The organism is Nocardioides psychrotolerans, from assembly GCF_943371775.1.
GTDB lineage: Bacteria > Actinomycetota > Actinomycetes > Propionibacteriales > Nocardioidaceae > Nocardioides > Nocardioides psychrotolerans_A.
The window spans coordinates 1-19,201 of sequence record NZ_CALRWD010000087.1; the positions used below are offsets into that span (position 1 = coordinate 1).

Annotated in this window: 20 protein-coding genes; 10 read left to right on the plus strand and 10 right to left on the minus strand. The window is 70.6% G+C overall.

The features are described from left to right. Positions 1 to 163: 163 nt before the first annotated feature. From AAG827_RS19150 to AAG827_RS19165, 4 genes are all read left to right on the plus strand, one after another. Positions 164 to 967 (plus strand): class I SAM-dependent methyltransferase, encoded by an 804-nt coding sequence (locus tag AAG827_RS19150; RefSeq protein WP_341927815.1) that lies wholly within the window; start codon positions 164 to 166, stop codon positions 965 to 967. Positions 968 to 1,005: 38 nt separating this feature from the next. After that, positions 1,006 to 1,734: an FkbM family methyltransferase gene (locus AAG827_RS19155; protein WP_341927816.1), complete on the plus strand. Its 729-nt coding sequence runs from the start codon at positions 1,006 to 1,008 to the stop codon at positions 1,732 to 1,734. 367 nt (positions 1,735 to 2,101) lie between these two features. Further along, positions 2,102 to 3,508 carry a hypothetical protein gene (locus AAG827_RS19160; RefSeq protein ID WP_341927817.1) on the plus strand — a complete coding sequence of 469 codons (1,407 nt, stop codon included), beginning with the start codon at positions 2,102 to 2,104 and terminating at the stop codon, positions 3,506 to 3,508. An 803-nt stretch (positions 3,509 to 4,311) separates the two neighbouring features. Beyond that, positions 4,312 to 4,776 carry a hypothetical protein gene (locus AAG827_RS19165; RefSeq protein WP_341927818.1) on the plus strand — a complete coding sequence of 155 codons (465 nt, stop codon included), beginning with the start codon at positions 4,312 to 4,314 and terminating at the stop codon, positions 4,774 to 4,776. 21 nt (positions 4,777 to 4,797) lie between these two features. Here AAG827_RS19165 and AAG827_RS19170 read toward each other — a convergent pair whose 3' ends face one another. Genes AAG827_RS19170 through AAG827_RS19185 form a run of 4 tightly spaced genes read right to left on the minus strand, consistent with a single transcriptional unit; the run spans position 4,798 to position 6,954 of the window. Then, positions 4,798 to 5,007 (minus strand): hypothetical protein, encoded by a 210-nt coding sequence (locus tag AAG827_RS19170; protein WP_341927819.1) that lies wholly within the window; start codon positions 5,005 to 5,007, stop codon positions 4,798 to 4,800. A gap of 10 nt (positions 5,008 to 5,017) precedes the next feature. Next, positions 5,018 to 6,004 carry a folate-binding protein gene (locus tag AAG827_RS19175; protein ID WP_341927820.1) on the minus strand — a complete coding sequence of 329 codons (987 nt, stop codon included), beginning with the start codon at positions 6,002 to 6,004 and terminating at the stop codon, positions 5,018 to 5,020. Continuing rightward, positions 6,001 to 6,456 (minus strand): transcriptional repressor, encoded by a 456-nt coding sequence (locus AAG827_RS19180; RefSeq protein WP_341927821.1) that lies wholly within the window; start codon positions 6,454 to 6,456, stop codon positions 6,001 to 6,003. Before AAG827_RS19180 ends, AAG827_RS19175 begins: the two co-directional genes overlap by 4 nt. Before the next feature lie 3 nt (positions 6,457 to 6,459). Further along, complete coding sequence (locus AAG827_RS19185) at positions 6,460 to 6,954, minus strand: FABP family protein (protein ID WP_341927822.1); 495 nt, start codon at positions 6,952 to 6,954, stop codon at positions 6,460 to 6,462. 22 nt (positions 6,955 to 6,976) lie between these two features. On the opposite strand from AAG827_RS19185, the gene AAG827_RS19190 reads away from it, so the two are divergent. After that, complete coding sequence (locus AAG827_RS19190) at positions 6,977 to 7,348, plus strand: DsrE family protein (protein WP_341927823.1); 372 nt, start codon at positions 6,977 to 6,979, stop codon at positions 7,346 to 7,348. 120 nt (positions 7,349 to 7,468) lie between these two features. Here the strand turns inward: AAG827_RS19190 and AAG827_RS19195 are convergent, their stop codons facing one another. Continuing rightward, positions 7,469 to 7,765: a MerR family transcriptional regulator gene (locus AAG827_RS19195; RefSeq protein ID WP_341927824.1), complete on the minus strand. Its 297-nt coding sequence runs from the start codon at positions 7,763 to 7,765 to the stop codon at positions 7,469 to 7,471. A gap of 112 nt (positions 7,766 to 7,877) precedes the next feature. On the opposite strand from AAG827_RS19195, the gene AAG827_RS19200 reads away from it, so the two are divergent. Together AAG827_RS19200 and AAG827_RS19205 are read left to right on the plus strand one after the other, a co-directional pair. Next, positions 7,878 to 8,306 carry an HSP20 family small heat-shock protein gene (locus AAG827_RS19200; protein ID WP_341927825.1) on the plus strand — a complete coding sequence of 143 codons (429 nt, stop codon included), beginning with the start codon at positions 7,878 to 7,880 and terminating at the stop codon, positions 8,304 to 8,306. A gap of 102 nt (positions 8,307 to 8,408) precedes the next feature. Continuing rightward, positions 8,409 to 11,192 (plus strand): hypothetical protein, encoded by a 2,784-nt coding sequence (locus AAG827_RS19205; RefSeq protein ID WP_341927826.1) that lies wholly within the window; start codon positions 8,409 to 8,411, stop codon positions 11,190 to 11,192. Between the two features lie 51 nt (positions 11,193 to 11,243). Here the strand turns inward: AAG827_RS19205 and AAG827_RS19210 are convergent, their stop codons facing one another. After that, positions 11,244 to 12,290 carry an alpha/beta hydrolase gene (locus AAG827_RS19210; protein WP_341927827.1) on the minus strand — a complete coding sequence of 349 codons (1,047 nt, stop codon included), beginning with the start codon at positions 12,288 to 12,290 and terminating at the stop codon, positions 11,244 to 11,246. 57 nt (positions 12,291 to 12,347) lie between these two features. Here AAG827_RS19210 and AAG827_RS19215 point away from each other — a divergent pair, with 57 nt between their 5' ends. From AAG827_RS19215 to AAG827_RS19225, 3 genes are all read left to right on the plus strand, one after another. Continuing rightward, on the plus strand, positions 12,348 to 14,531 hold the full coding sequence (locus tag AAG827_RS19215) for an RNA degradosome polyphosphate kinase (protein ID WP_341927828.1): 2,184 nt from the start codon (positions 12,348 to 12,350) through the stop codon (positions 14,529 to 14,531). A 68-nt stretch (positions 14,532 to 14,599) separates the two neighbouring features. Beyond that, complete coding sequence (locus AAG827_RS19220; RefSeq protein ID WP_341927829.1) at positions 14,600 to 15,217, plus strand: DUF47 family protein; 618 nt, start codon at positions 14,600 to 14,602, stop codon at positions 15,215 to 15,217. Between the two features lie 6 nt (positions 15,218 to 15,223). Beyond that, entirely contained in the window at positions 15,224 to 16,228 is a 1,005-nt protein-coding gene (locus AAG827_RS19225) for an inorganic phosphate transporter (protein WP_341927830.1), read from the plus strand. A 115-nt stretch (positions 16,229 to 16,343) separates the two neighbouring features. On the opposite strand, the gene AAG827_RS19230 is transcribed toward AAG827_RS19225, so the two are convergent. From AAG827_RS19230 to AAG827_RS19245, 4 genes are all read right to left on the minus strand, one after another. Then, positions 16,344 to 17,387: an NAD(P)-binding domain-containing protein gene (locus AAG827_RS19230; RefSeq protein ID WP_341927834.1), complete on the minus strand. Its 1,044-nt coding sequence runs from the start codon at positions 17,385 to 17,387 to the stop codon at positions 16,344 to 16,346. Between the two features lies 1 nt (position 17,388). Then, positions 17,389 to 17,796 carry an arsenate reductase ArsC gene (locus AAG827_RS19235; RefSeq protein WP_341927831.1) on the minus strand — a complete coding sequence of 136 codons (408 nt, stop codon included), beginning with the start codon at positions 17,794 to 17,796 and terminating at the stop codon, positions 17,389 to 17,391. Further along, positions 17,793 to 18,908 (minus strand): ACR3 family arsenite efflux transporter, encoded by a 1,116-nt coding sequence (arsB, locus tag AAG827_RS19240; RefSeq protein WP_341927832.1) that lies wholly within the window; start codon positions 18,906 to 18,908, stop codon positions 17,793 to 17,795. The genes AAG827_RS19235 and arsB overlap by 4 nt, the downstream gene beginning before the upstream one ends. Continuing rightward, positions 18,905 to 19,201 (minus strand): metalloregulator ArsR/SmtB family transcription factor (locus AAG827_RS19245; protein WP_341927833.1); only part of this gene is annotated, 297 nt, incomplete at its 5' end. The genes AAG827_RS19245 and arsB, both read right to left, overlap by 4 nt.

Below are 19,201 nucleotides of genomic sequence, written 5' to 3' on the forward strand. Positions count from 1 at the left end.
CGCTGATCGTGGCCGGATTGCTGGTCTCTGAGCGCGGTCCCACAGTAGATCAGGCGTCTGGGCGTGTAGATTGCCTGCCGTATGGGATCCGCTTCGCGGTTTCCATACGGATGAGGCAGAGTGGCGGGCCGACAAGCCCGGCCCCAGACAAGAGGCGACGCTCGTGAGCAAGATCGACTCGTTCAAGCTGTTGTGCGACACGGTAGGAACGCGCCGCGCCGTGGCTGTCAGCCGTTCCGAGCTGGTAGCCCGCGCAGCTGCGGCAATTGGCGGCCCCGAATGGGGCTCGGCACTCCCGCCCTCCATGGACGATCTCGGGCGGAGTATGCCCACGACGACCGTTGCCGAAGAGGTCCTGCGTTGGGCTGGCGCTGACGACTCGCAGGTGCGCAATCTGCTGGCCGAGTACGACGGGGTGGCTGAGGAGGTCCAGGCCGCCTATGCGCGCACAGCCACGACCTGTCCCGAGAACTGGGCCGTCGAGACCGCGACCGCCACTGTGCTCTACGCCCTGGTGCGGCTCCGTCGCCCTGATCGGGTCATCGAGACCGGCATTGCCAACGGACATTCGGCCTTCATCATCCTGTCCGCCATGGCCGCCAACGGCACCGGGCAACTGGCGAGCGTGGATGTCCGCCACGACGTTGGTGGCCTCGTGCCCGACGACCTAGCCGAGCGGTGGACCAAGGTAATCGTCGACGACCGGCGACCCGACATCGGCACCCTCAACCGGAGGCTGGGCGGCGGGAACGTCGACATCTTCTTCCACGACGGTGACCACCGGCTCCTCGGCCAGATGATCGACTACCAGCTCGCCGGGAAGATGCTGAACGCTGGCGGCATCCTGGTTAGCGACGACATCAACACGACCGCCGCCTGGGTGACCGCCAAGCGCTGGGACCTCATCGGCGACGACGGGATGGTCCTGCTGGACCGCCGCAAGGCCGTCGGATTCGCCCGTTTCTAGCCCTCGCTCGGCGACCGCAAAACTACCTAGGAATACGCATGCTCGGATCCGCACTCTTGCCCAGTTCTGCCCGCCGCTTCGCCCGGCTCGCCGTCGATCTTCGACCAGCCCGACCACAGTGGGGCGACGTCTCGCAGAACGGTGAGTACAGCTACCTCAAGTGGCTGATTCCCAGCGACTGGCCCCGCACCATGGTCGAGGTCGGAGCCAATGACGGCCTCACCTACTCCAACAGCTACAACCTGCTCCGAGACGGCTGGAAGGCGGTGCTCGTCGAGCCGCACCCGGAGAACTACAAGCGCCTGGTCGAGAACACCGGCTCCGTCGACGCCATCCTCTTCGAGGCGGCTGCCTCGGAGTCGGCAGGAAGCGCGGATCTCTTCGAGGACACAGCCACCGACGGCCACAACCTCATGGCCACGCTGCAGACCACAGACAGCGCCTGGTATGACGCCACTAGGTCGGACCGGTCCGTGCCGGTCAAACTCCGCCGACTCGACGAGATGCTCGACGAGGCTGGGTTCGACCACGACTTCTCGGTGCTCTCGGCCGACACAGAGGGCCACGACGCCGCCGTCTTGGCCGGGATGGGCGCCTACACGCCCCGCGTCATCCTCACAGAGCGCGACCTGAACATCCCGGCGCAGGCCCACGTCAAGCAGCAGGAGCTCACGCGACGCGGCTACCTTGTTGTCGACCGGGTCGGGTGCAACGAGATCTACATGCACCGGGACCGCATCCTTGAGGCCCCACAAATTCTATCCTAGCAAGGAGAGCCCCTCTCGCGCGGCAGTGGGCCAGCGCAGCGGGTGAAGTGGTGAGGGCGCGGCGGTGCTGAGATCGGGCGCTGGTCACGGCACGGCGCTCCGGGTTGGGCACTTGCCCATGCGTCGCGGTCGCTCAGCCGAAGCAAAGCATCGGCGCCCTGCAGAAGGACGCACTCGTAACCCCTCGCGTACCATCCCTGCTCATGAGGGTATGGGCCGGCCTAGGGCCGCTTGTCGTGGCCTTAACGACCGGCATGGTCAGCCTGTTCTGCGCAATGGGTGGCACCAGGGATGACGCGATCGTCAACGCCCTCGTGGCCGCCGCCCTCTTGGAAGGCGCGCGGGGCCGAATGATGGGGACGGCTAGATGAAGCAAGTTCTTACGCGAGCGAGCTTCATTATTTGCCTGAGTGTGATCAGTCTAAGCGGCGGGGCGCTCGCCACAATCCTCGAGCCGATCGTTGCCCTGGGCGCATTCCTGGCGACCTTCATGTTGGTCGCCGTCCTGATCTCGGCGAAGGCCCGGATCCTAGCGACCGCCGGCGGCGCACTACTCGTGTTCCAGGCCCCCGGAGACGAAGCAAAGATCGCGTACCTAGGACTCCTGATCGTGTGCCTCATGGTTGCCGCTCGGAACCTGGCTCGCTCCGATGATCGCGTATCGTTACAGGCGTTCCGGCCGATGCTTACGGCGACGGTCGCGGTGCTGGCGCTGTTGGCCTTCTCGTACCTCAACGCGACCACAAATCAGATCGCACCTATCGACTGGTTCCGTGATGCGCTCGGATACTTTCTGATCCTCGCGTTGCCGCTAGTCGGGCTTGAGGCGTCTCAACACCTATCCCGGCGCTGGCTGATGACGACACTTACTGTTCTTGGACTCGTGGCGGCTGTCGGATTGGCCCTGGACTGGCTCGGCCGAAGGGGGGCTGCGAGCACCGAGCGGGTGGTCTTGGCGACGGCGACGTTCACGCTCTTGGCGCTCGCCTTCGTTGCAGTCAAGGCGGGACTGGGGCCGAAGCGGATCCGCTGGATGGTCGCCCTGGTAGTGATCGTGGGCTCGCTGGTGGCCACCGGAAGTCGCACCAACGCTCTGCTGTTGGTCATGGTGCTCGTCGGTATCGTCGGTGCCCAGCGCCGAGCGCGCGTCCCATTGCCCCGCATCATTCTGCTCGGCGGAGTCTTTGCTCTGGTCGCCGTCTACTTCTCCACGTTCCTCAGTGACAGCGGTTTGGTCGAGGCAAACTTCTTCACAAACCGGCTCCGCGCACTGACCGACGCGGCGGGCGGTGGACTCTCGCAGGATCAGAGCTTTCTGGCCCGCGAATACTCCTACCGGCTGGCGCAGAAGCGGTGGGAGGCCAGCCCTTGGCTCGGCGGAGCGCCGGGCTATATCTATCGTCCGAGCGGCTTGTATACCCTCGACACCCCCTGGATGGTGCCCGCCAAGTTCGGCGTCGTTGGCACGGCCCTACTCCTGGGCTACTTGCTCACGGTGGCGAGATGCGTGCGCCGACTCGCGACGCGGACGGTCGCGCCCGAGTTCACTGCCGCCCGAGGGTGGATGCTGGCGATGATCGCGCTGACGCCATTCGGTCCCTGGATCGAGGACAAGGGAACCGGGATTGCACTGATGATGATCGTTGCGATTGCCGTGGCGGTAACCCGCGACGACGGGGCTATGCGGTCAGGCTCGCCATCGCCTTCCGCGTCCCCGGAGCTAAACACATCCAGCCCGGATTCGCGCCCGCGCTCGGTGCGGAGTTCCACATGATGGCGCCCGCGTAGGGGTAGCCAGCTGTTGGTGCCGCCGTCGCGTAGAGCACCTCCCGGCCGGGATTCTGCTCAAGGCTTGCAGTCAGGGCCAGATCGGAGAGCGAAAGGGCGGGGTCGGGGAAGTAGTCGTACTCGACAACGACGTAGGACCCTGCAGGCGGCGGCGTCGCCCCGTCGAAGTTGGTGCCGATGATGACGACCTTGCTGCCCATGGCGGCGTTCATCGGGTAGCCGGTGCCGAGCCCTCGCCACCGGAGGCAGCAGCGGCAACTACCTCGATGTCCAGGACGCCTTGCCCGATCGCCCAGGGTCCGTCCTTGCCGCGGACCACCACCTTCCCGCCACCTGCCGGGAGGGACGCAATAGCGGCGTTGATCTCGACGTGTGTGCGCCCCGAGCCGAAGTTGGCGGCGTCGACCACGACTTCCGTGAGCGCGTCCCCAATCGTGTTGAAAAGGACGCCCTTGAACTCTGTCCCGGCGGTCTCTGCAACCCCCCGCCGTGACGGTGTCCTGATAGGCGAGCCTCCTGACAGGCGGCCTGGTCGCCGATCGTCTCGTCGAGCTACTCAACCTGTGCCTGGAACTCGGCGGGAATCTCAGCCGGTTGGGTAGGTGACGGGTAGGGCACGGCCCGGGAGGTGGTGGGCATCAGAAGATCGATTCCTCCACGGGGACGTGCCCGGCGCTGCGGCGGTCGTGGTGAAGCGGTTGTCGAGCTGTGCGGAGAAACCGTGCTCCTCGGCGATGTGGTGGGCGTAGGTCGCGTTGTAGCGAAACGAGAGGTCGGTAACCTCATGACATGCGACGTCTTGGTGCTCTCGCCCTGCTCCTCACCCTCACTGCGTGCAGCGGTGGCAACGACGGAGACGAGGCCGAGGGTGAGACGACGCCTCCAGACCGGGCTGCGACGCAGGCTACCGAGGCGTTGACCCTCACCGTCGTGCTGCGTGACACGGGGAAGCCGTCGGCGCTCTTCCCACTCGAGGACCAGACGTGCACGAGCGTCAACCCGTCGGAGGAGGTGGCGACCGGCGAGTCGCCGACCCCGATCGTCATCACCGTCTCGACGGTCGACGGCGAGGAGCTCGCCCAGCAGGCTCTTCCGGAGACTGGCGGCTCCTCGTCCGAGGAGGCTGGCTGCACGTGGGAGATCACCTTCGACGACCTGCCCACCGACGAGGGCTACAACGTGACGCTGCTGGGCTATGACATCGGCGCCGGCTCGAGCGCATCCCCCGGCGGGACCGCGACCCTGACCTTCTGACCCGCGCTGAGCACCAGTGGGTCAAGGCTTTCGAAGCAGAAAGCCGCAGCCGAGCATCCCGACCGCCCACAGCACCAGCACCGGGACGTCGCCGGAGTTCAGGCCGTGCCGGTTGTTGATCTCGAAGATCGTGCGACCCGCCCAGGGCCCGTGACCGGCGATGAGCAGGACGGTCAGGACCGACAGGACCAGGGCGACGCCGATGACCACGGCACGGTGGTCCTGCTTCATCCGACCTCGCTCAGGTGCGGGGGCGGACGTGCAGGCCGACCTCGGGGTCGACGACGACCTCCTGGGCGGCGGGCATGTTGTCCGTCGTGAGCTGGGCGTCGAGCGCGACGTTGCGCTTGACCAGGGCGAGGGCGATCGGGCCGAGCTCGTGGTGGCGCGCGGACGAGCCGACGACGCCGACGACCTTGTCGCCGAGCAGCAGGTCGCTGCCGCGGGTGGGGAGCCGGTTCTCGGTGCCGTCGAGGTGGAGCAGGACCAGGCGGCGGGGCGGGCGGCCGAGGGTGTGGACGCGGGCCACCGTCTCCTGGCCGCGGTAGCAGCCCTTGTCGAGGTGGACGGCGGGGCCGATCCAGCCGACCTCGTTGGGGATCGTTCGGTGGTCGGTGTCGAGCCCGAAGCGGGGCTCGCCGCGGGCGATGCGCAGCGCCTCGAAGGCCCACAGTCCTGCCGGCGGGCCGGCGGCCTCGGCGAACGCGTCGAGCTGGTCGCGGGGCACGAAGGCATAGCGACCTTCGAGTGGTTTCGAGGCTCGCTCCGCTCGCACCTCAACCACCGGTTCCGGGCGCCAGGTGACGGCGTACGCCTCCGTCTCGTCGGTGACCTCGACGCGGGTCATGAACTTCATCCGCTCGAGGAACGCGATCAGCGGGCCGCTGGCGCCGGGCTCGGTGTGGGCGGTGAAGGACTCGCCGTCGTCGACGCCGCGCAGCTCGTGCTCGACGTGGCCGGTGGGGCTCAGGATCAGCGCCTGGGTCCAGGTGCCGGGCTGGAGGTCGGTGAAGTGCTGGGTGGTGAGGTTGTGCAGCCAGGTCAGCCGGTCGGGCCCGGAGATGCGGACGACGTCGCGGTGGGACAGGTCGACGAAGCCCTCGCCGGCCTCGAGGAAGCGCTGCTCGGTGTTGAAGGACCCGTAGTGGGCGGCGACGGGCGCGTCGATGCCGTCACCGGAGACGGCGCCGGGCAGGCTCAACAACGGGCTGGGCTGGGGGCTGGTCATGCGTCACAGCCTGAGGCACAGGTCCCGAAGACGGTCAGGTGGCCGACGTCCACGGTGAAGTCGTGGTCGTCGCGGAGGCTCTCGCGCAGGGTGGTCAGCACAGTGGGTCCAACGGAGGTGACGCGCCCACAATTCCGACAGACGATGTGGAAGTGCTCGTGGTCCTTGACCGAGTGGTAGGTCGGGGCGCGGTCGGAGAGGTGCGCGTGACGCACCAGGCCGAGGGTCTCGAGGACCTCGAGGGTGCGGTAGATGGTGGAGATGTTGACCGCCTCGGAGGTCTTGCGGACCTGCGCGAGCACCTGGTCGGGCGTGGCGTGGCCGAGCTGCTCGACGGCGGCGAGGATGAGCTCGCGCTGGGGCGTGAGCCGGTGCCCGCTCTCGCGCAGGCGCTCGCGCCAGTCATCGGTCGCAGCGGGTGCGCCGTGGGTGTGCTCGCTCGCCTCAGCCATGGGTCACCGTCGTTGCAGCCGGGCCCAGGTGTGGGGCTGGAGGGGCTCGCCCATCGCGGCCATGTCGTAGGCGTAGAGCAGGTCGCCCTCGACGTTGCCGTAGAGGCGGTGGCCGCCGACGTACTCCTTGGCGGTGTGCGTGCGCACCACCGCGTCGGTGCTGAGCTCGAGCTTCCCCTCGCCGGCGGTGCCGTAGTAGATCTCCACGAAGCCGGTGTTGTGCGTGAGCAGCATCTCGACCTGGCCCTCGGGCAGGCAGCGCAGGAAGCCGGTCTCGAGCGCACCGTCGCGGACCTTCTCGCCGGCCTCGTCGATGATCCACGCGCGCGCCATGTAGTGGAAGAACGGGCGCCCGTCGTGGGTGAAGATCAGCTCCTGGCCGAACTGGTAGGGCTCGATCGTGGGGTAGTCGCCGTGTCCGTTGCCGGCCCACGTGCCGAGCATCCAGGCCAGGGGGCCGCACTGGGGGTGGAGGTTGTCAGGGAACTGGAAAGCCACTCCCCCAGCCTAGTGTGTGCGCATGTCGCCCTCCCCGTCGCGCAAGCTGGTCGTCAAGGTCACGTGCGGCGCAGACGACCCCGAGCGCGCCAACCAGGCGTTCACGGTCGCGGCTGCTGCGTGTGCTTCGGGCGCCGCGGTGTCGCTGTGGTTGACGGGCGAGTCCGTCTTCTTGGGGGCGCCCGATGCTCCGTCGCTGGGGCTCGAGCACGCGACACCCGTCGCCGACCTGCTCGCGGTGGTGCTGACGGCCGGTGAAGTGACGGCCTGCTCGCAGTGCGTCGTACGACGAGGGCTCGGCGAGGCCGACCTGCTGCCGGGCGTGCGCGTGGCCGGGGCCGCGGTGTTCGCCGAGGAGATCCTCGAGCCCGGGGTGCAGGCGATCGTCTACTGATCCTCTCTCGGTGGTCGAGCCGCGAGGAGCGTCAGCGACGAGGGTGTCGAGACCCCTCGAGGCAGGCTGCTTCTCGGCTCACGGGGTCTCGACGCGACCTCGCCTAGCGGCTCGGTCGGCTCAACCAGCGGAGGATTGAGCGAGGCGGGCGCGGAGGCGGCGTACCTCCTCCTCCAGCTCGATCACCCGGGCGATGCCGGCGAGGTTGAGGCCGTCGGCGAGGAGCTCGCGGATGCGGTGGAGGGTCTCGATGTCGTCGGGGCTGTAGAGACGGGTGCCGCCGTCGGTGCGGTCGGGGGCGAGCAGGCCGCGGCGCTCGTAGACGCGGAGGTTCTGCACCTCCATGCGCACCATCTCGGCCGCCACTGAGATGGCGAAGACGCCGCGGCTGGCGGGCTGCGATTTCCTCGGGCTCACGGGTTGATCATGACCGGGATCGTCGGCTATAACAAACCTGTATCGAATGATACATATCCGCGTTCACGCATCGCGGGCCCACCAGACAAGACAGGACCAGGAGGAGACCCTCATGTTGCTTCGCACCGCTGACCCGTTTCGTGACTTCGACCGCCTGACCCAGCAGCTGCTCGGCACGACCAACCGCCCCGTCGTGATGCCGATGGACGCGTGGCGTGAGGGCGACCGGTTCGTCATCGAGTTCGACCTGCCGGGGGTGGCCCCGGAGACGATCGACCTCGACGTCGAGCGCAACGTGCTGACCGTGCGCGCCGAGCGCACCGGTCGCAACGGCGACTGGGAGATGCTCGCCTCCGAGCGCCCGCGCGGCTCCTTCAGTCGCCAGCTCGTGCTCGGCGACAACCTCGACCTCGACAAGATCGAGGCTAGCTATGACGCCGGCGTGCTGCGGCTGCTGGTGCCGGTCGCGGAGCGCGCCAAGCCGCGCAAGATCCGCGTCGAGGGCCTCACCGACAGCGGCGCCCAGGCGATCAACGCCTGATCTCCCGCTGCGCACCCGGAGGGCCGTCCCACACGCTGGGGCGGCCCTCTGTCGTCCAGACGTCCCCTCATCTGGGGAGCCGAGCCACTAGGCTCGGCCCCGATGAGCTCGGCCAACCTGCCTCCCCCCGACAGCGACGGCCCCCGACGGTGGCGCCGCCGTGATCGCAGCGACCCCACGGAGACCCTCGAGCAGGCTCAGGCACGCGCTGCGGAGATGACCGCGTCGGCCGCGCACGCCGCCTCGCTGCGCCACGCCGCCGAGCTGGCCGGGGCCGAGCAGGCCGCCGAGCGGCTGGTGGCGGAGGAGTCCGCCGCCGTCGCGATCCGGGCGCGCGAGGCGGCCGAGGCCGCGGCGACCGAGCACGCGGAGCTCGCCGCGGAGGCCTACGCCGCCCGCGAGATCGCCGAGGAGGCCGCGGCACGGCATGCGGCCGCGCTGGCGGCGGCGGAGGAGGCGGCGGCCGCTGCCGTCGTACGACGTCGGGAGGCCGAGGAGGCCGCCCGCATGACCGCCGAAGCGGCCCAGCGCGCCTCTGCCGGCCGCGCCGAGGCGGAGCAGGCTGCCGCTGCGGCGCTGGCCGACCGGACCGCTGCCGAGGAGCTGGCTGCTGCGGCGGCTCGCGCTGCTGCGGAGGCCGACGAGGCGCGACAGGTGGCCGAGGAGGCTGCTGACGCTGCTGCGCAGACCGCCGCCGCCGCGCTGGCGGACCGCGAGCTGGCCGAGGTCGCCGCCGCGGGCGCGGCCAGGGCGCGCCAGGCGGCGGAGGAGCAGGCGGCGTCCCTGGCTGAGGCTGCGGCCGAGGCCCACGCTGCTCGCGAGGCTGCTGAGGCGGCTGCCGCGACGTCGGCGTCCGCGAGGTCTGCGGCGGAGAGCTTTGCCGAGGGACAGGCGACCGCGCGGGCCGAGGCCGAGACGACGGCTGCGGCCGCGCTGGCTTCTGCGTCGGCTGCGGAAGCGGCTCGGGCTGCGGCCGAGGAGCGGGCCCAGGAGGCTGCCGAGCGGGCGTTCGGCGCCGCCGAGGTCAGGCTGGCGGCCGAGGAGTCCGCACGCGTGCAGGCCGAGGCGGCCGGTGCTGCTGCGTCGGATGCTCAGGTGTCGGCCGAGAGTGCTGCGGAGCAGGCCAGGCTCGCGGCCGAGGCGCATGAGGCGCGGGCTGCTGCAGAGTCGGCGGCCGCGTCGTCGGCCACGGCTCGTGCCGCGGCCGAGGAGGTCGCCTCGACCGAGGCTGCTGCGCGCGCGGAGGCCGAGTCGGCCGCCGCTGCTGCGCTGGCGTCGGCGTCGGCCGCGGAGGTGGCCAGGGCTGAGGCCGAGGTGCTGGCGCAGGAGGCAGCCGAGCGGGCGTTCGGCGCGGCCGAGGCCAGGCTGGCGGCGGAGGAGGCCAGCCGGCTGCAGGCCGTCGCTGCCGAGTCGGCTGCAGCCGATGCGGTTGCCGCTGCCGAGGAGGCGGCGGCCCAGGCCGGGCTCGCCGCGGCCGCCCACCAGGCGCGGGTCGCTGCCGAGAGTGCAGCGGCCGAGCAGGCGTCGGCTCGAGCGGAGGCCGATGTCGCGGCCCGCGAGCACGCCGACGGACGTCGCGTCGCCGAGGAGGGCGCCGCCGAGCAGGCACGCCTGGCCGCTCTCGCGCACGAGGAGCGCACGACCGCCGAGGCCGCTGCTGCTGCCGCTGTGACCGCCGCAGAGGCTGCGCTCGCCGCACGGTTGGCCGCCGAGGAGGCCGCGGGGGCTCAGGGAATGGCCGCCGAGTCGGCCGCTGCTGCCGCTCTCGCTGCTTCCGAGGAGGCTGCGTCGCAGGCCGGGCTGGCGGCAGCTGCCCACGAGGCGCGCGTGGCAGCCGAGAGCGCCGCGCAGGAGTCGTCGCGGCTGGCGAGCGAGGCGCACGAGGCACGCACCCAGGCCGAGACGGCCGCCGCCGAGGCGATCGCCGCCCGCGCGGTCGCCGAGCAGGACGCCCTCGCGCACGCCGAGCTCGCCCGGGAGGCGGCCGCCGAGCGCGCCGCGGCCGAGTCGCGCCTGGCAGAGCTCGCCGCGGAGGCCTTGGGGGCTGCGACGGCCCACGAGTCGACCGTGGCCGAGCTGCGCACGCAGCTGGCCGCCGCGCTCACCGAGGCCGACAAGCAGGCGACGCTGCGGGCGGCCGCCGAGGCTGCCGCCGAGACCCGCGCGATGGAGCGGTCGGCGGTCGAGGCCGCCGTACGACGCTCGGCGGAGCTGGTCGAGGAGACGATCGCCGAGCGGCTGGTCGCCGAGCAGCGGCTCACCGAGGTGCTGGCGGAGAAGTCGGACGGCCCCGTTGGTCGTCCCGTCGGTGGTTTCGAGGCTCGCTCCGCTCGCACCTCAACCACCGATGGTGAGCCCCCTCCCGTGGCTCGCACCTCAACCACCGACGCTGAGCCCGCGCCTCGCACCTCAACCACCGACGCTGAGCCCGCTCCCGTGGCTCGCACGGACAGCGTTGCCGACGTCGTGCTGACGCCGCGGAACCCGACCGCGCGCGGGCTGCTGGCGCTGGTGCTGGGTGCGTGCGCGCTCGTCGCGGCGGTCCTGGTGGGGCTGGCAGCACTCGACGAGCGACTGGTGTCGGCCTACGGGGTCGGGCTGACCGCGCTGACGCTGGCGCTCGCGCTGGCGGCGTGGCTGGTGCGGAGCTCACCGAGCCAGGTGAGCATCGAGGCCGGGGTCGTGGACATCAAGGCCGACGGGAGCCACCACCGCTTCGACCTCACCTCCGACGCGGTCGAGGTGACCATGACCGGGCAGCCGGGTCAGCGCGGGTGGCGGGTCGACTTCCACCGGCGCAGCCTGCCGCCGTGCTCGATCACGGCGCGGATGGTGGACCCGGTGCAGTTCAGCGAGGCTGTGCGGCGGTATCGGCCCGGGTTGTAGGGGTCTCGACTACCGCTCGCTTCGCTCGCTGCTCGACCAGCGAACGATGAATCAGCGGTGGAGGGCGGCGCCGGTCTTGGCGGCGATCTCGGCGACGGCGGCAGGTGAGCGGCGGCCGACGCCGACGATGTTGAAGAAGCTGTGGATCTGGTCGGGGAAGCGCTGGAGTTCGACCTCGACGCCGGCGTCGGCGAGCTTGCGGGCGTAGGCCTCGCCCTCGTCACGGAGCGGGTCGAAGCCGGCGGTGACGACGTAGGCCGGCGCGAGGCCCGCGGGGAGGTCGGCGTGGATCACCGAGATGCGCGGGTCGCGCAGGTCCTGGCCGGGCGGGAGGTAGCACTCATTGGCGAGGTCCATGAAGCGCTTGGTGAGGTAGAACCCCTCGGAGAACAGCTCGAAGCTCCGCGTGGGGTGCTCGGCGTCGGTCATCGGGTAGACGAGCAGCTGGAAGGCCAGCGGCAGGCCCTCGCGCGCGGCGTGGATCGCGACCCCGGCGGCGAGGTTGCCGCCTGCCGAGTCACCACCGACGGCGAGCCGGTCGGGGTCGGCACCGATCGAGGCGGCATTCGCGACGACCCACTCGAAGGCCGCGACCGCGTCGTCGTACGCCGCGGGGAACGGGTCCTCGGGGCCCATCCGGTAGTCGACGGCCAGGACCCGGATGCCGGCGCGCTCGGCGAGCAGGCGGCAGGAGGCGTCGTGGGAGTCGAGGTCGCCGTACATGAAGCCGCCGCCGTGCAGGAAGAGCAGCAGCGGGCTGGTCGCCCCGGCCGAGGAGCCGGTGTAGAGACGACCGGGCAGGTCGCCAACGGGCAGGTTGCGCACGGCGCCGATCGGCTGGTCGCCGGCGGCGAGGGCGCTCTGGTGGAGCACCACCTTGCGGCCCTCGGGGATCGGCAGCGTCTCCGCGCTGGGCAGCGGCGCCAGGCGCTGCATGGCCAGCAGCAGCTGGGTCTCGGTGGCGAGGGTCTGGCCGTCGAGGACGACCGGCTTGCCGACGAGGCGGGCCTGGACCGACTCCGGGAGGGCCATCGCGGCCTTGAGGACGGACGATTCCGCGAGGGCGCCGAGGGCGGCGAGACGCTGGTGGATACTCACGGGTATCAAGGTAGCGCCGATCACCTCACGTTCACCCGCCGGTGCCACACTGCGGTCATGCCTCTCGAGATCGTGCCCGACTCCTCCGACACCGACCCGCTGACCCTGCAGCGCCGGGCGGCCGACGGCGTGCCGGACGAGTCCTACGAGGTCGAGGCGCGCTACGTGCCCGACGAGGCGACGGTGGCGGCGATCGAGGGCTTCGACGACCGGTTCCTCGACCGCGAGCTGTCCTGGCTGCACTTCAACCAGCGGGTGCTCGAGCTGGCCGAGGACACCTCGCTGCCGCTGCTGGAGCGGGTGCGCTTCCTGGCGATCTTCACCAGCAACCTCGACGAGTTCTTCATGGTGCGCGTCGCCGGCCTCAAGCGACGCATCGCCGCAGGGCTCGCCGTACGCGCCGCGTCGGGGATGCTGCCGCGCGAGGTCCTGGAGAACATCTGGCGCGTCACGGGCGAGCTGTGCCAGCGCCAGGCGCACCTCTTCCGCGACGAGATCATCCCCGAGCTGCGCGAGCACGAGATCGAGATCGTGCGCTGGGACGAGCTGGACCGCGAGGAGCAGAAGGCCGCCAAGCGGCTCTTCCGCGACCGGATCTTCCCGGTGCTCACCCCGCTGGCCGTCGACCCGGCCCACCCGTTCCCCTACATCTCGGGGCTCTCGCTCAACCTCGCGGTCCTGATCCGCAACCCCAAGACCGGCAAGGAGCACTTCGCGCGCGTCAAGGTGCCGCCGATCTTCGACCGCTTCGTGCCGCTCGGCAACGCCCGCTTCGTGCCGCTCGAGGACGTCATCGGCGCCCACCTCAAGCGCCTCTTCCCCGGCATGGACGTGCTCGAGGTCCACACCTTCCGCGTCACCCGCAACGAGGACCTCGAGGTCGAGGAGGACGACGCGGAGAACCTCCTCGCCGCGCTCGAGAAGGAGCTGCTGCGCCGCCGCTTCGGCCCGCCGGTGCGCCTCGAGGTCGAGGAGTCGATCTCCGCCTCCGTGCTCGACCTGCTGATCTCCGAGCTCGACGTCACGCCGCAGGAGGTCTTCCGCCTCCCCGGCCCGCTGGACCTGCGCGGCCTGCACGGGATCGCGGACCTGTCGCACGAGGAGCTGAAGTATCCCGCGTTCGTCCCGACGACGCACCCGCTCCTGGCCGAGGTCGAGTCGGCGGCACCCGTCGACGTCTTCAAGGCGACCCGCCGCCACGACGTGCTGCTCCACCACCCCTACGACTCCTTCGCCACCTCGGTGCAGCGCTTCATCGAGCAGGCGGCCGCCGACCCGCACGTGCTGGCGATCAAGCAGACGCTCTACCGCACCTCCGGCGACTCCCCCATCATCGACGCCCTCGTCGACGCGGCCGAGGCCGGCAAGCAGGTGCTGGTGATCGTCGAGATCAAGGCCCGCTTCGACGAGCAGGCCAACATCCGCTGGGCGCGCAAGCTCGAGCAGGCCGGCTGCCACGTCGTCTACGGCCTGGTCGGTCTCAAGACCCACTGCAAGCTGGCGCTGGTGGTGCGCGACGAGCCCGACGGCATCCGCCGCTACACCCACATCGGCACCGGCAACTACAACCCCAAGACCTCGCGCATGTATGAGGACATCGGCCTCATCACCACCGACGAGCGCATCGGCGAGGACGTCGCCCACCTCTTCAACAACCTGTCGGGGTGGTCGCGCAACGCGTCGTACGACGAGCTGCTGGTCGCGCCCGACAACGTGCGCTCGGGGCTGGTCGACCAGATCCACGCCGAGATCCAGGACCACCGCGACGGCAAGCCCGCGCGGATCCGGATCAAGGCCAACTCGGTCGTCGACGAGGCCGTCATCGACGCGCTCTACCTCGCCTCGCAGGAGGGCGTGCCAGTGCAGCTGCTGGTGCGCGGCATCTGCGCGCTGCGACCGGGCGTGCCCGGCCTGTCGGAGAACATCGAGGTCCGCTCGATCCTGGGTCGCTTCCTGGAGCACAGCCGCGTCTTCGTCTTCGAGAACGCCGGCGACCCGGTCGCGTGGATCGGCTCGGCCGACATGATGCACCGCAACCTCGACCGCCGCATCGAGGTGCTGGTGCGGGTGCCCGGCGAGGAGAGCGTCGCGTCGATCGTCGGGCTGCTGGACGTCGCCTTCGCGCCCACCACCAGCGCGTGGGTGCTCCAGAGCGACGGCACCTGGGTGCTCAACGACGGTGACGTGCATCTCCAGGAGAGCCTGATCGAGGGGCAGCGGAGGCGTCGTACGACGGGTTGATTTGTCGGAGCGGGCGGAGCACCCCCTAGCATGATGGCCGTTCGTCTCCGCCTCACCAGGAGTTCTCCGTGGGTTTGCGCTTCCGTCCGGTCGATGCGACGTTCTACGACCTGTTCACCCAGTCGGCGGACCACCTGATCAAGGGTGCTGACCTGCTCGCGCAGATGCTCAGCGACGGCGCCGACCACGCCGCCGTCGCGACCGCGATGCGCGAGACCGAGCACGCCGCCGACGAGACGACGCACGAGATCGTGCGCCGGGTGAACTCGACCTTCATCACGCCGTTCGACCGCGAGGACATCTACTCCCTCGCGTCCGGCCTCGACGACGTCATGGACATGATGGACGAGGTCGTCGACATGATCCTGCTCTACGAGGTGCAGGTGCTCCCGACCGAGCTCTCCGACCAGGTCGAGGTGCTGCAGCGCTGCGCCGAGCTGACCGCGGCGTCGATGCCCAACCTGCGCTCGATGAAGTCGCTCGAGGAGTTCTGGATCGAGATCAACCGCCTCGAGAACGCCGGCGACAAGAACCACCGCCGCATCCTGGCCAACCTCTTCTCCGGCGACTACCCCACCCTCGAGGTGCTCAAGCTCAAGGACATCGTCGAGGGCCTGGAGAACTCGATCGACGCCTTCGAGCGGGTCGCCAACATCGTGGAGCAGATCGCCGTCAAGGAGTCCTGAGCGACCGTGGAACTCGCGCTCGTCATCGCGGTCGTCGTCGTCGCCCTGACCTTCGACTACACCAACGGCTTCCACGACGCCGCCAACGCGATCGCCACGTCGGTCTCGACGCGGGCGCTCACCCCGCGGGTGGCGCTGATCATGGCGGCCGTCATGAACTTCATCGGCGCCTTCCTGGGCCAGGAGGTCGCCAACACCGTCGGGTCGGTCATCTCGCCGCCGTCGGGCTCGCACGGTCTCGTGATCGTGATGGCCGGGCTGCTCGGGGCGATCGCGTGGAACCTCATCACCTGGTACTACGGCCTGCCCTCCTCCTCCTCCCACGCCCTCATCGGCGGCCTGGTCGGCGCCGCGCTGGCGTCCGGGACGTTCGTGCAGTGGACGACCGTGCGCGACAAGGTCGTCATCCCGATGATCCTGTCGCCGCTCTTCGCCTTCGCGGCCGGCTTCGCGGTGATGCTCACGATCATGTGGGTCTTCCGGCGCCGCAATCCGCACCGGATGCAGCGCAACTTCCGCGTGCTCCAGACGATCTCCGCGGCCGCCATGGCGCTGGGCCACGGCCTCCAGGACGCCCAGAAGACGATGGGCGTCATCTTCCTGGCGCTGCTCGCGGGCGGCTTCGTCTCGCCTGGTGATGATCTCCCCCTGTGGGTGATCGTCGCCGCCGCTACTGCGATTTCTGCTGGGACCTACGCCGGCGGGTGGCGCATCATGCGCACCCTCGGCCGCCGCATCATCGCCCTCGACCCCGCCCGCGGCTTCGCCGCCGAGTCGGTCGCCGCCGGCGTGCTCTACACGACCGCGTTCGTCTACTCCGCGCCGATCTCCACGACCCACACGATCACCTCGGCCGTCATGGGCGTCGGCGCCACCAAGCGCTTCTCCGCGGTGCGCTGGGGCGTGGCCAAGTCGATCGTCGCCGCCTGGATCCTCACCTTCCCGATGGCCGGCCTCGTCGCCGCGCTCTGCTACTGGGTCTCGCACCTGTTGATCGAGGTCATCCCCTAGCTGGTCACACGCCGAGTCGGCGCGATGTTGCAGGCTGACTGGTCCTGGTCGGGTCGTGTGGCGCCGGCAGCGCTGGAGCGCGTTCTCCGGCACACGACCCCGGGCCCCGCCTCGGTCAGCCGTCGAGCACCGCAGCAGCGCGAGCAGCTGCGTCCTTGGCCGACCGACCGACGCCGATCAGGGTGGCGGACGCGGGGCCGCACCAGTCGCCGTAGCCGACGAAGAGCACCCGCTCGTCATCCGGGCTGACCACCCCGCCGTTGGGCCTGGCCACCCCGCGCAGGTGGCCGAGCGCGGGGCGGAAGCCGGTGCACCAGATCACCGCGTCGAAGGCGCGCTCGGTGCCGTCGGCCCAGCGGACGCCGCTCGCAGTGAGCCGGTCCGGCATCGGTGCCGCGTGCAGGCCGAGCTCGTCACGGGCGTGGCGCACCGACGGCACCGCGACGATGTCGCCGAGGCTCCCCACCCCTCCCCCCTGGCCGGCCACCGCGGCCGTGGCCGCCTCGAAGAGCGCGCGCCCGTCGACGTCGTCGGGCAGGTAGCGCGGCGTTCGCTGCGTCGCCCAGGTGAGCTCGCGGGCGACCGGGAGCAGGTCGGCGGCGATCTGCGCCCCCGAGTTGCCACCACCGACGACCAGCACCCGCAGTCCGTCGTACGCCGTGGGGCCGGTGTAGTCGGCCGTGTGCCGCTGGGTGCCCGCGAAGTCGCGCATCCCGGGCACGGTCGGCCAGAAGGGCCGACGCCACGAGCCGGTGGCGTTGACCACGACGCCGGCCTGGCGATCGCCGTCGGAGGCATGGACCACGAGCGGGCCCGACGGGTCGCCGATCCCGGAGACGCCGGTGACGGCGACGGGTCGTCGTACGGGCAGGTCGTAGCGCTGCTCGTAGGCGGTCAGGTAGTCGCGCACGTGCGCCGCGGACGGGTTGCCCGGGCCGCGCCAGGGCGGCATCGGCCAGCCGGGCAGCGAGGAGTAGGCGGCGGGAGAGAAGAGCTCGAGGCTCGGCCAGCCGTCCTGCCAGGCACCACCGGCGCGCGAGCGGTCGTCGAGGACCTCGAAGGTCAGCGGCACCTCGCGGCGGCGGTTGAGCCGCACGAGGTGCCACGCGGTCGCCAGCCCCGACTGGCCGCCGCCGACGATGACGACGTCGAGGTCGATCTCAGCCCGCCGGCAGCAGGTCGGCCAGCAGCGCCTGGACGCGGCGGTCGATGTCGTCGCGGATGGGGCGTACGGCGTCGGCGCCCTGGCCGGCCGGGTCCTCGAGGGCCCAGTCCTCGTAGCGCTTGCCCGGGAAGATCGGGCACGCGTCGCCGCAGCCCATCGTGATGACGACGTCGGAGGCGGCGACGTCCTCGGTGAGGAGCTTGGCCGGGACGTTGCGCGAGACGTCGATGCCGAGCTCCTGCATGACCTCGACGACGGCGGGGTTGATCGAGTCGGCGGGCGCGGAGCCGGCACTGCGGACGGCGACCCGGCCGGCGCCGTGGTGCTCGAGGAGCGCGGCGGCCATCTGCGAGCGGCCGGCGTTGTGGACGCAGACGAAGAGGACCTCGGGTACGGCGTTCATGGGGTGGCTCCTTCGGTGGCGGCGGGGATGGCGGTGGGCTCGGGCGTCCACGTGAAGCGGCGCCGCGCCCAGAGGGCGACGTAGACGAGCCCGACCAGGACCGGGACCTCGATCAGCGGCCCGACGACCCCGGCGAGCGCCTGCCCGCTGGTGACGCCGAAGACCCCGATCGCGACGGCGATGGCGAGCTCGAAGTTGTTGCCGGCGGCAGTGAACGCCAGCGTGGTGGAGCGCTCGTAGGACATCCGCAGCCGGTGGCCCAGGAGCATCGAGAGGCTCCACATCAGGGCGAAGTAGGCCAGCAGCGGCAGCGCGATCCGGGCGACGTCGCCGGGCTGGTCGATGATCGTGTCGCCCTGCAGCGCGAAGAGGATGACGATCGTGAAGAGCAGGCCGTAGAGCGCGAAGGGGCCGATGCGCGGGAGGAAGGTCGACTCGTACCACTCGCGTCCCTTGGCGCGCTCGCCTCCCTTGCGCGTGAGGTAGCCGGCGAGCAGCGGGATGCCGAGGAAGATCAGCACGGAGACGGCGATCTTGCCGACGGAGACGTCCAGCGCGTTCTGCTCGAGGCCGAGCCAGCCCGGCAGCACCTGGAGGTAGAACCAGCCGAGACCGGCGAACGCGATGATCTGGAACACCGAGTTGATCGCGACCAGGATCGCGGCGGCCTCGCGGTCGCCGCAGGCCAGGTCGTTCCAGATCAGCACCATCGCGATGCAGCGGGCGAGACCGACGATGATCAGGCCGGTCCTGTATTCCGGGAGGTCCGGCAGCAGCAGCCACGCCAGCGCGAACATCAGCGCGGGGCCGACGAGCCAGTTGAGGACGATGCTGCTCACGAGGAGCCGGCGGTCGGCGGTGACCGTGCCGAGCCGGTCGTAGCGGACCTTCGCGAGGACGGGATACATCATCACCAGCAGCCCGATCGCGATCGGCAGGCTGACGTCGGCCACCTCTACCTTCGAGAGCGCCCTGTCGAGGCCGTCGACGGTGCGACCCAGCACCAGCCCGACCACCATCGCGACCCCGATCCAGACCGGCAGGAAGCGGTCGAGGGTGGAGAGCCGGTGGAGTACGTCGGTCCCGTCGCCGTCGTGCGTGGTCGCGGTCATGCCGTCGCCCCCGCCGGGGCCAGCGTGGTCGCGAAGAGGCTGCCGAGCGCGGCGATGGCCTCTGGGCGGGCGTGGAAGTAGACCCAGACCCCGCGCTTCTCGCGGTCGAGCAGGCCGGCCTCGTGCAGCACCTTGAGGTGGTGGCTGATCGTGGGCTGGGAGAGGTCGAAGGCCGGGAGCAGCTCACAGGCGCAGGCCTCGGCACCCTCGCGCGACATCACCATCGACATCAGCCGCAGCCGCACCGGGTCGGCCAGCGCCTTGAGCATCGGCGCGACCTGGGCGGCCTGGGC

Coding starts and splice junctions, on each gene's coding strand:
- AAG827_RS19155 (WP_341927816.1), top strand. CDS start 1,006: ATGCTCGGATCCGCACTCTTGCCCAGTTCTGCCCGCCGCTTCGCCCGG.
- AAG827_RS19160 (WP_341927817.1), top strand. CDS start 2,102: ATGAAGCAAGTTCTTACGCGAGCGAGCTTCATTATTTGCCTGAGTGTG.
- AAG827_RS19165 (WP_341927818.1), top strand. CDS start 4,312: ATGCGACGTCTTGGTGCTCTCGCCCTGCTCCTCACCCTCACTGCGTGC.
- AAG827_RS19170 (WP_341927819.1), bottom strand. CDS start 5,007: ATGAAGCAGGACCACCGTGCCGTGGTCATCGGCGTCGCCCTGGTCCTG.
- AAG827_RS19175 (WP_341927820.1), bottom strand. CDS start 6,004: ATGACCAGCCCCCAGCCCAGCCCGTTGTTGAGCCTGCCCGGCGCCGTC.
- AAG827_RS19180 (WP_341927821.1), bottom strand. CDS start 6,456: ATGGCTGAGGCGAGCGAGCACACCCACGGCGCACCCGCTGCGACCGAT.
- AAG827_RS19190 (WP_341927823.1), top strand. CDS start 6,977: ATGTCGCCCTCCCCGTCGCGCAAGCTGGTCGTCAAGGTCACGTGCGGC.
- AAG827_RS19200 (WP_341927825.1), top strand. CDS start 7,878: ATGTTGCTTCGCACCGCTGACCCGTTTCGTGACTTCGACCGCCTGACC.
- AAG827_RS19205 (WP_341927826.1), top strand. CDS start 8,409: ATGAGCTCGGCCAACCTGCCTCCCCCCGACAGCGACGGCCCCCGACGG.
- AAG827_RS19215 (WP_341927828.1), top strand. CDS start 12,348: ATGCCTCTCGAGATCGTGCCCGACTCCTCCGACACCGACCCGCTGACC.
- AAG827_RS19235 (WP_341927831.1), bottom strand. CDS start 17,796: ATGAACGCCGTACCCGAGGTCCTCTTCGTCTGCGTCCACAACGCCGGC.
- arsB (WP_341927832.1), bottom strand. CDS start 18,908: ATGACCGCGACCACGCACGACGGCGACGGGACCGACGTACTCCACCGG.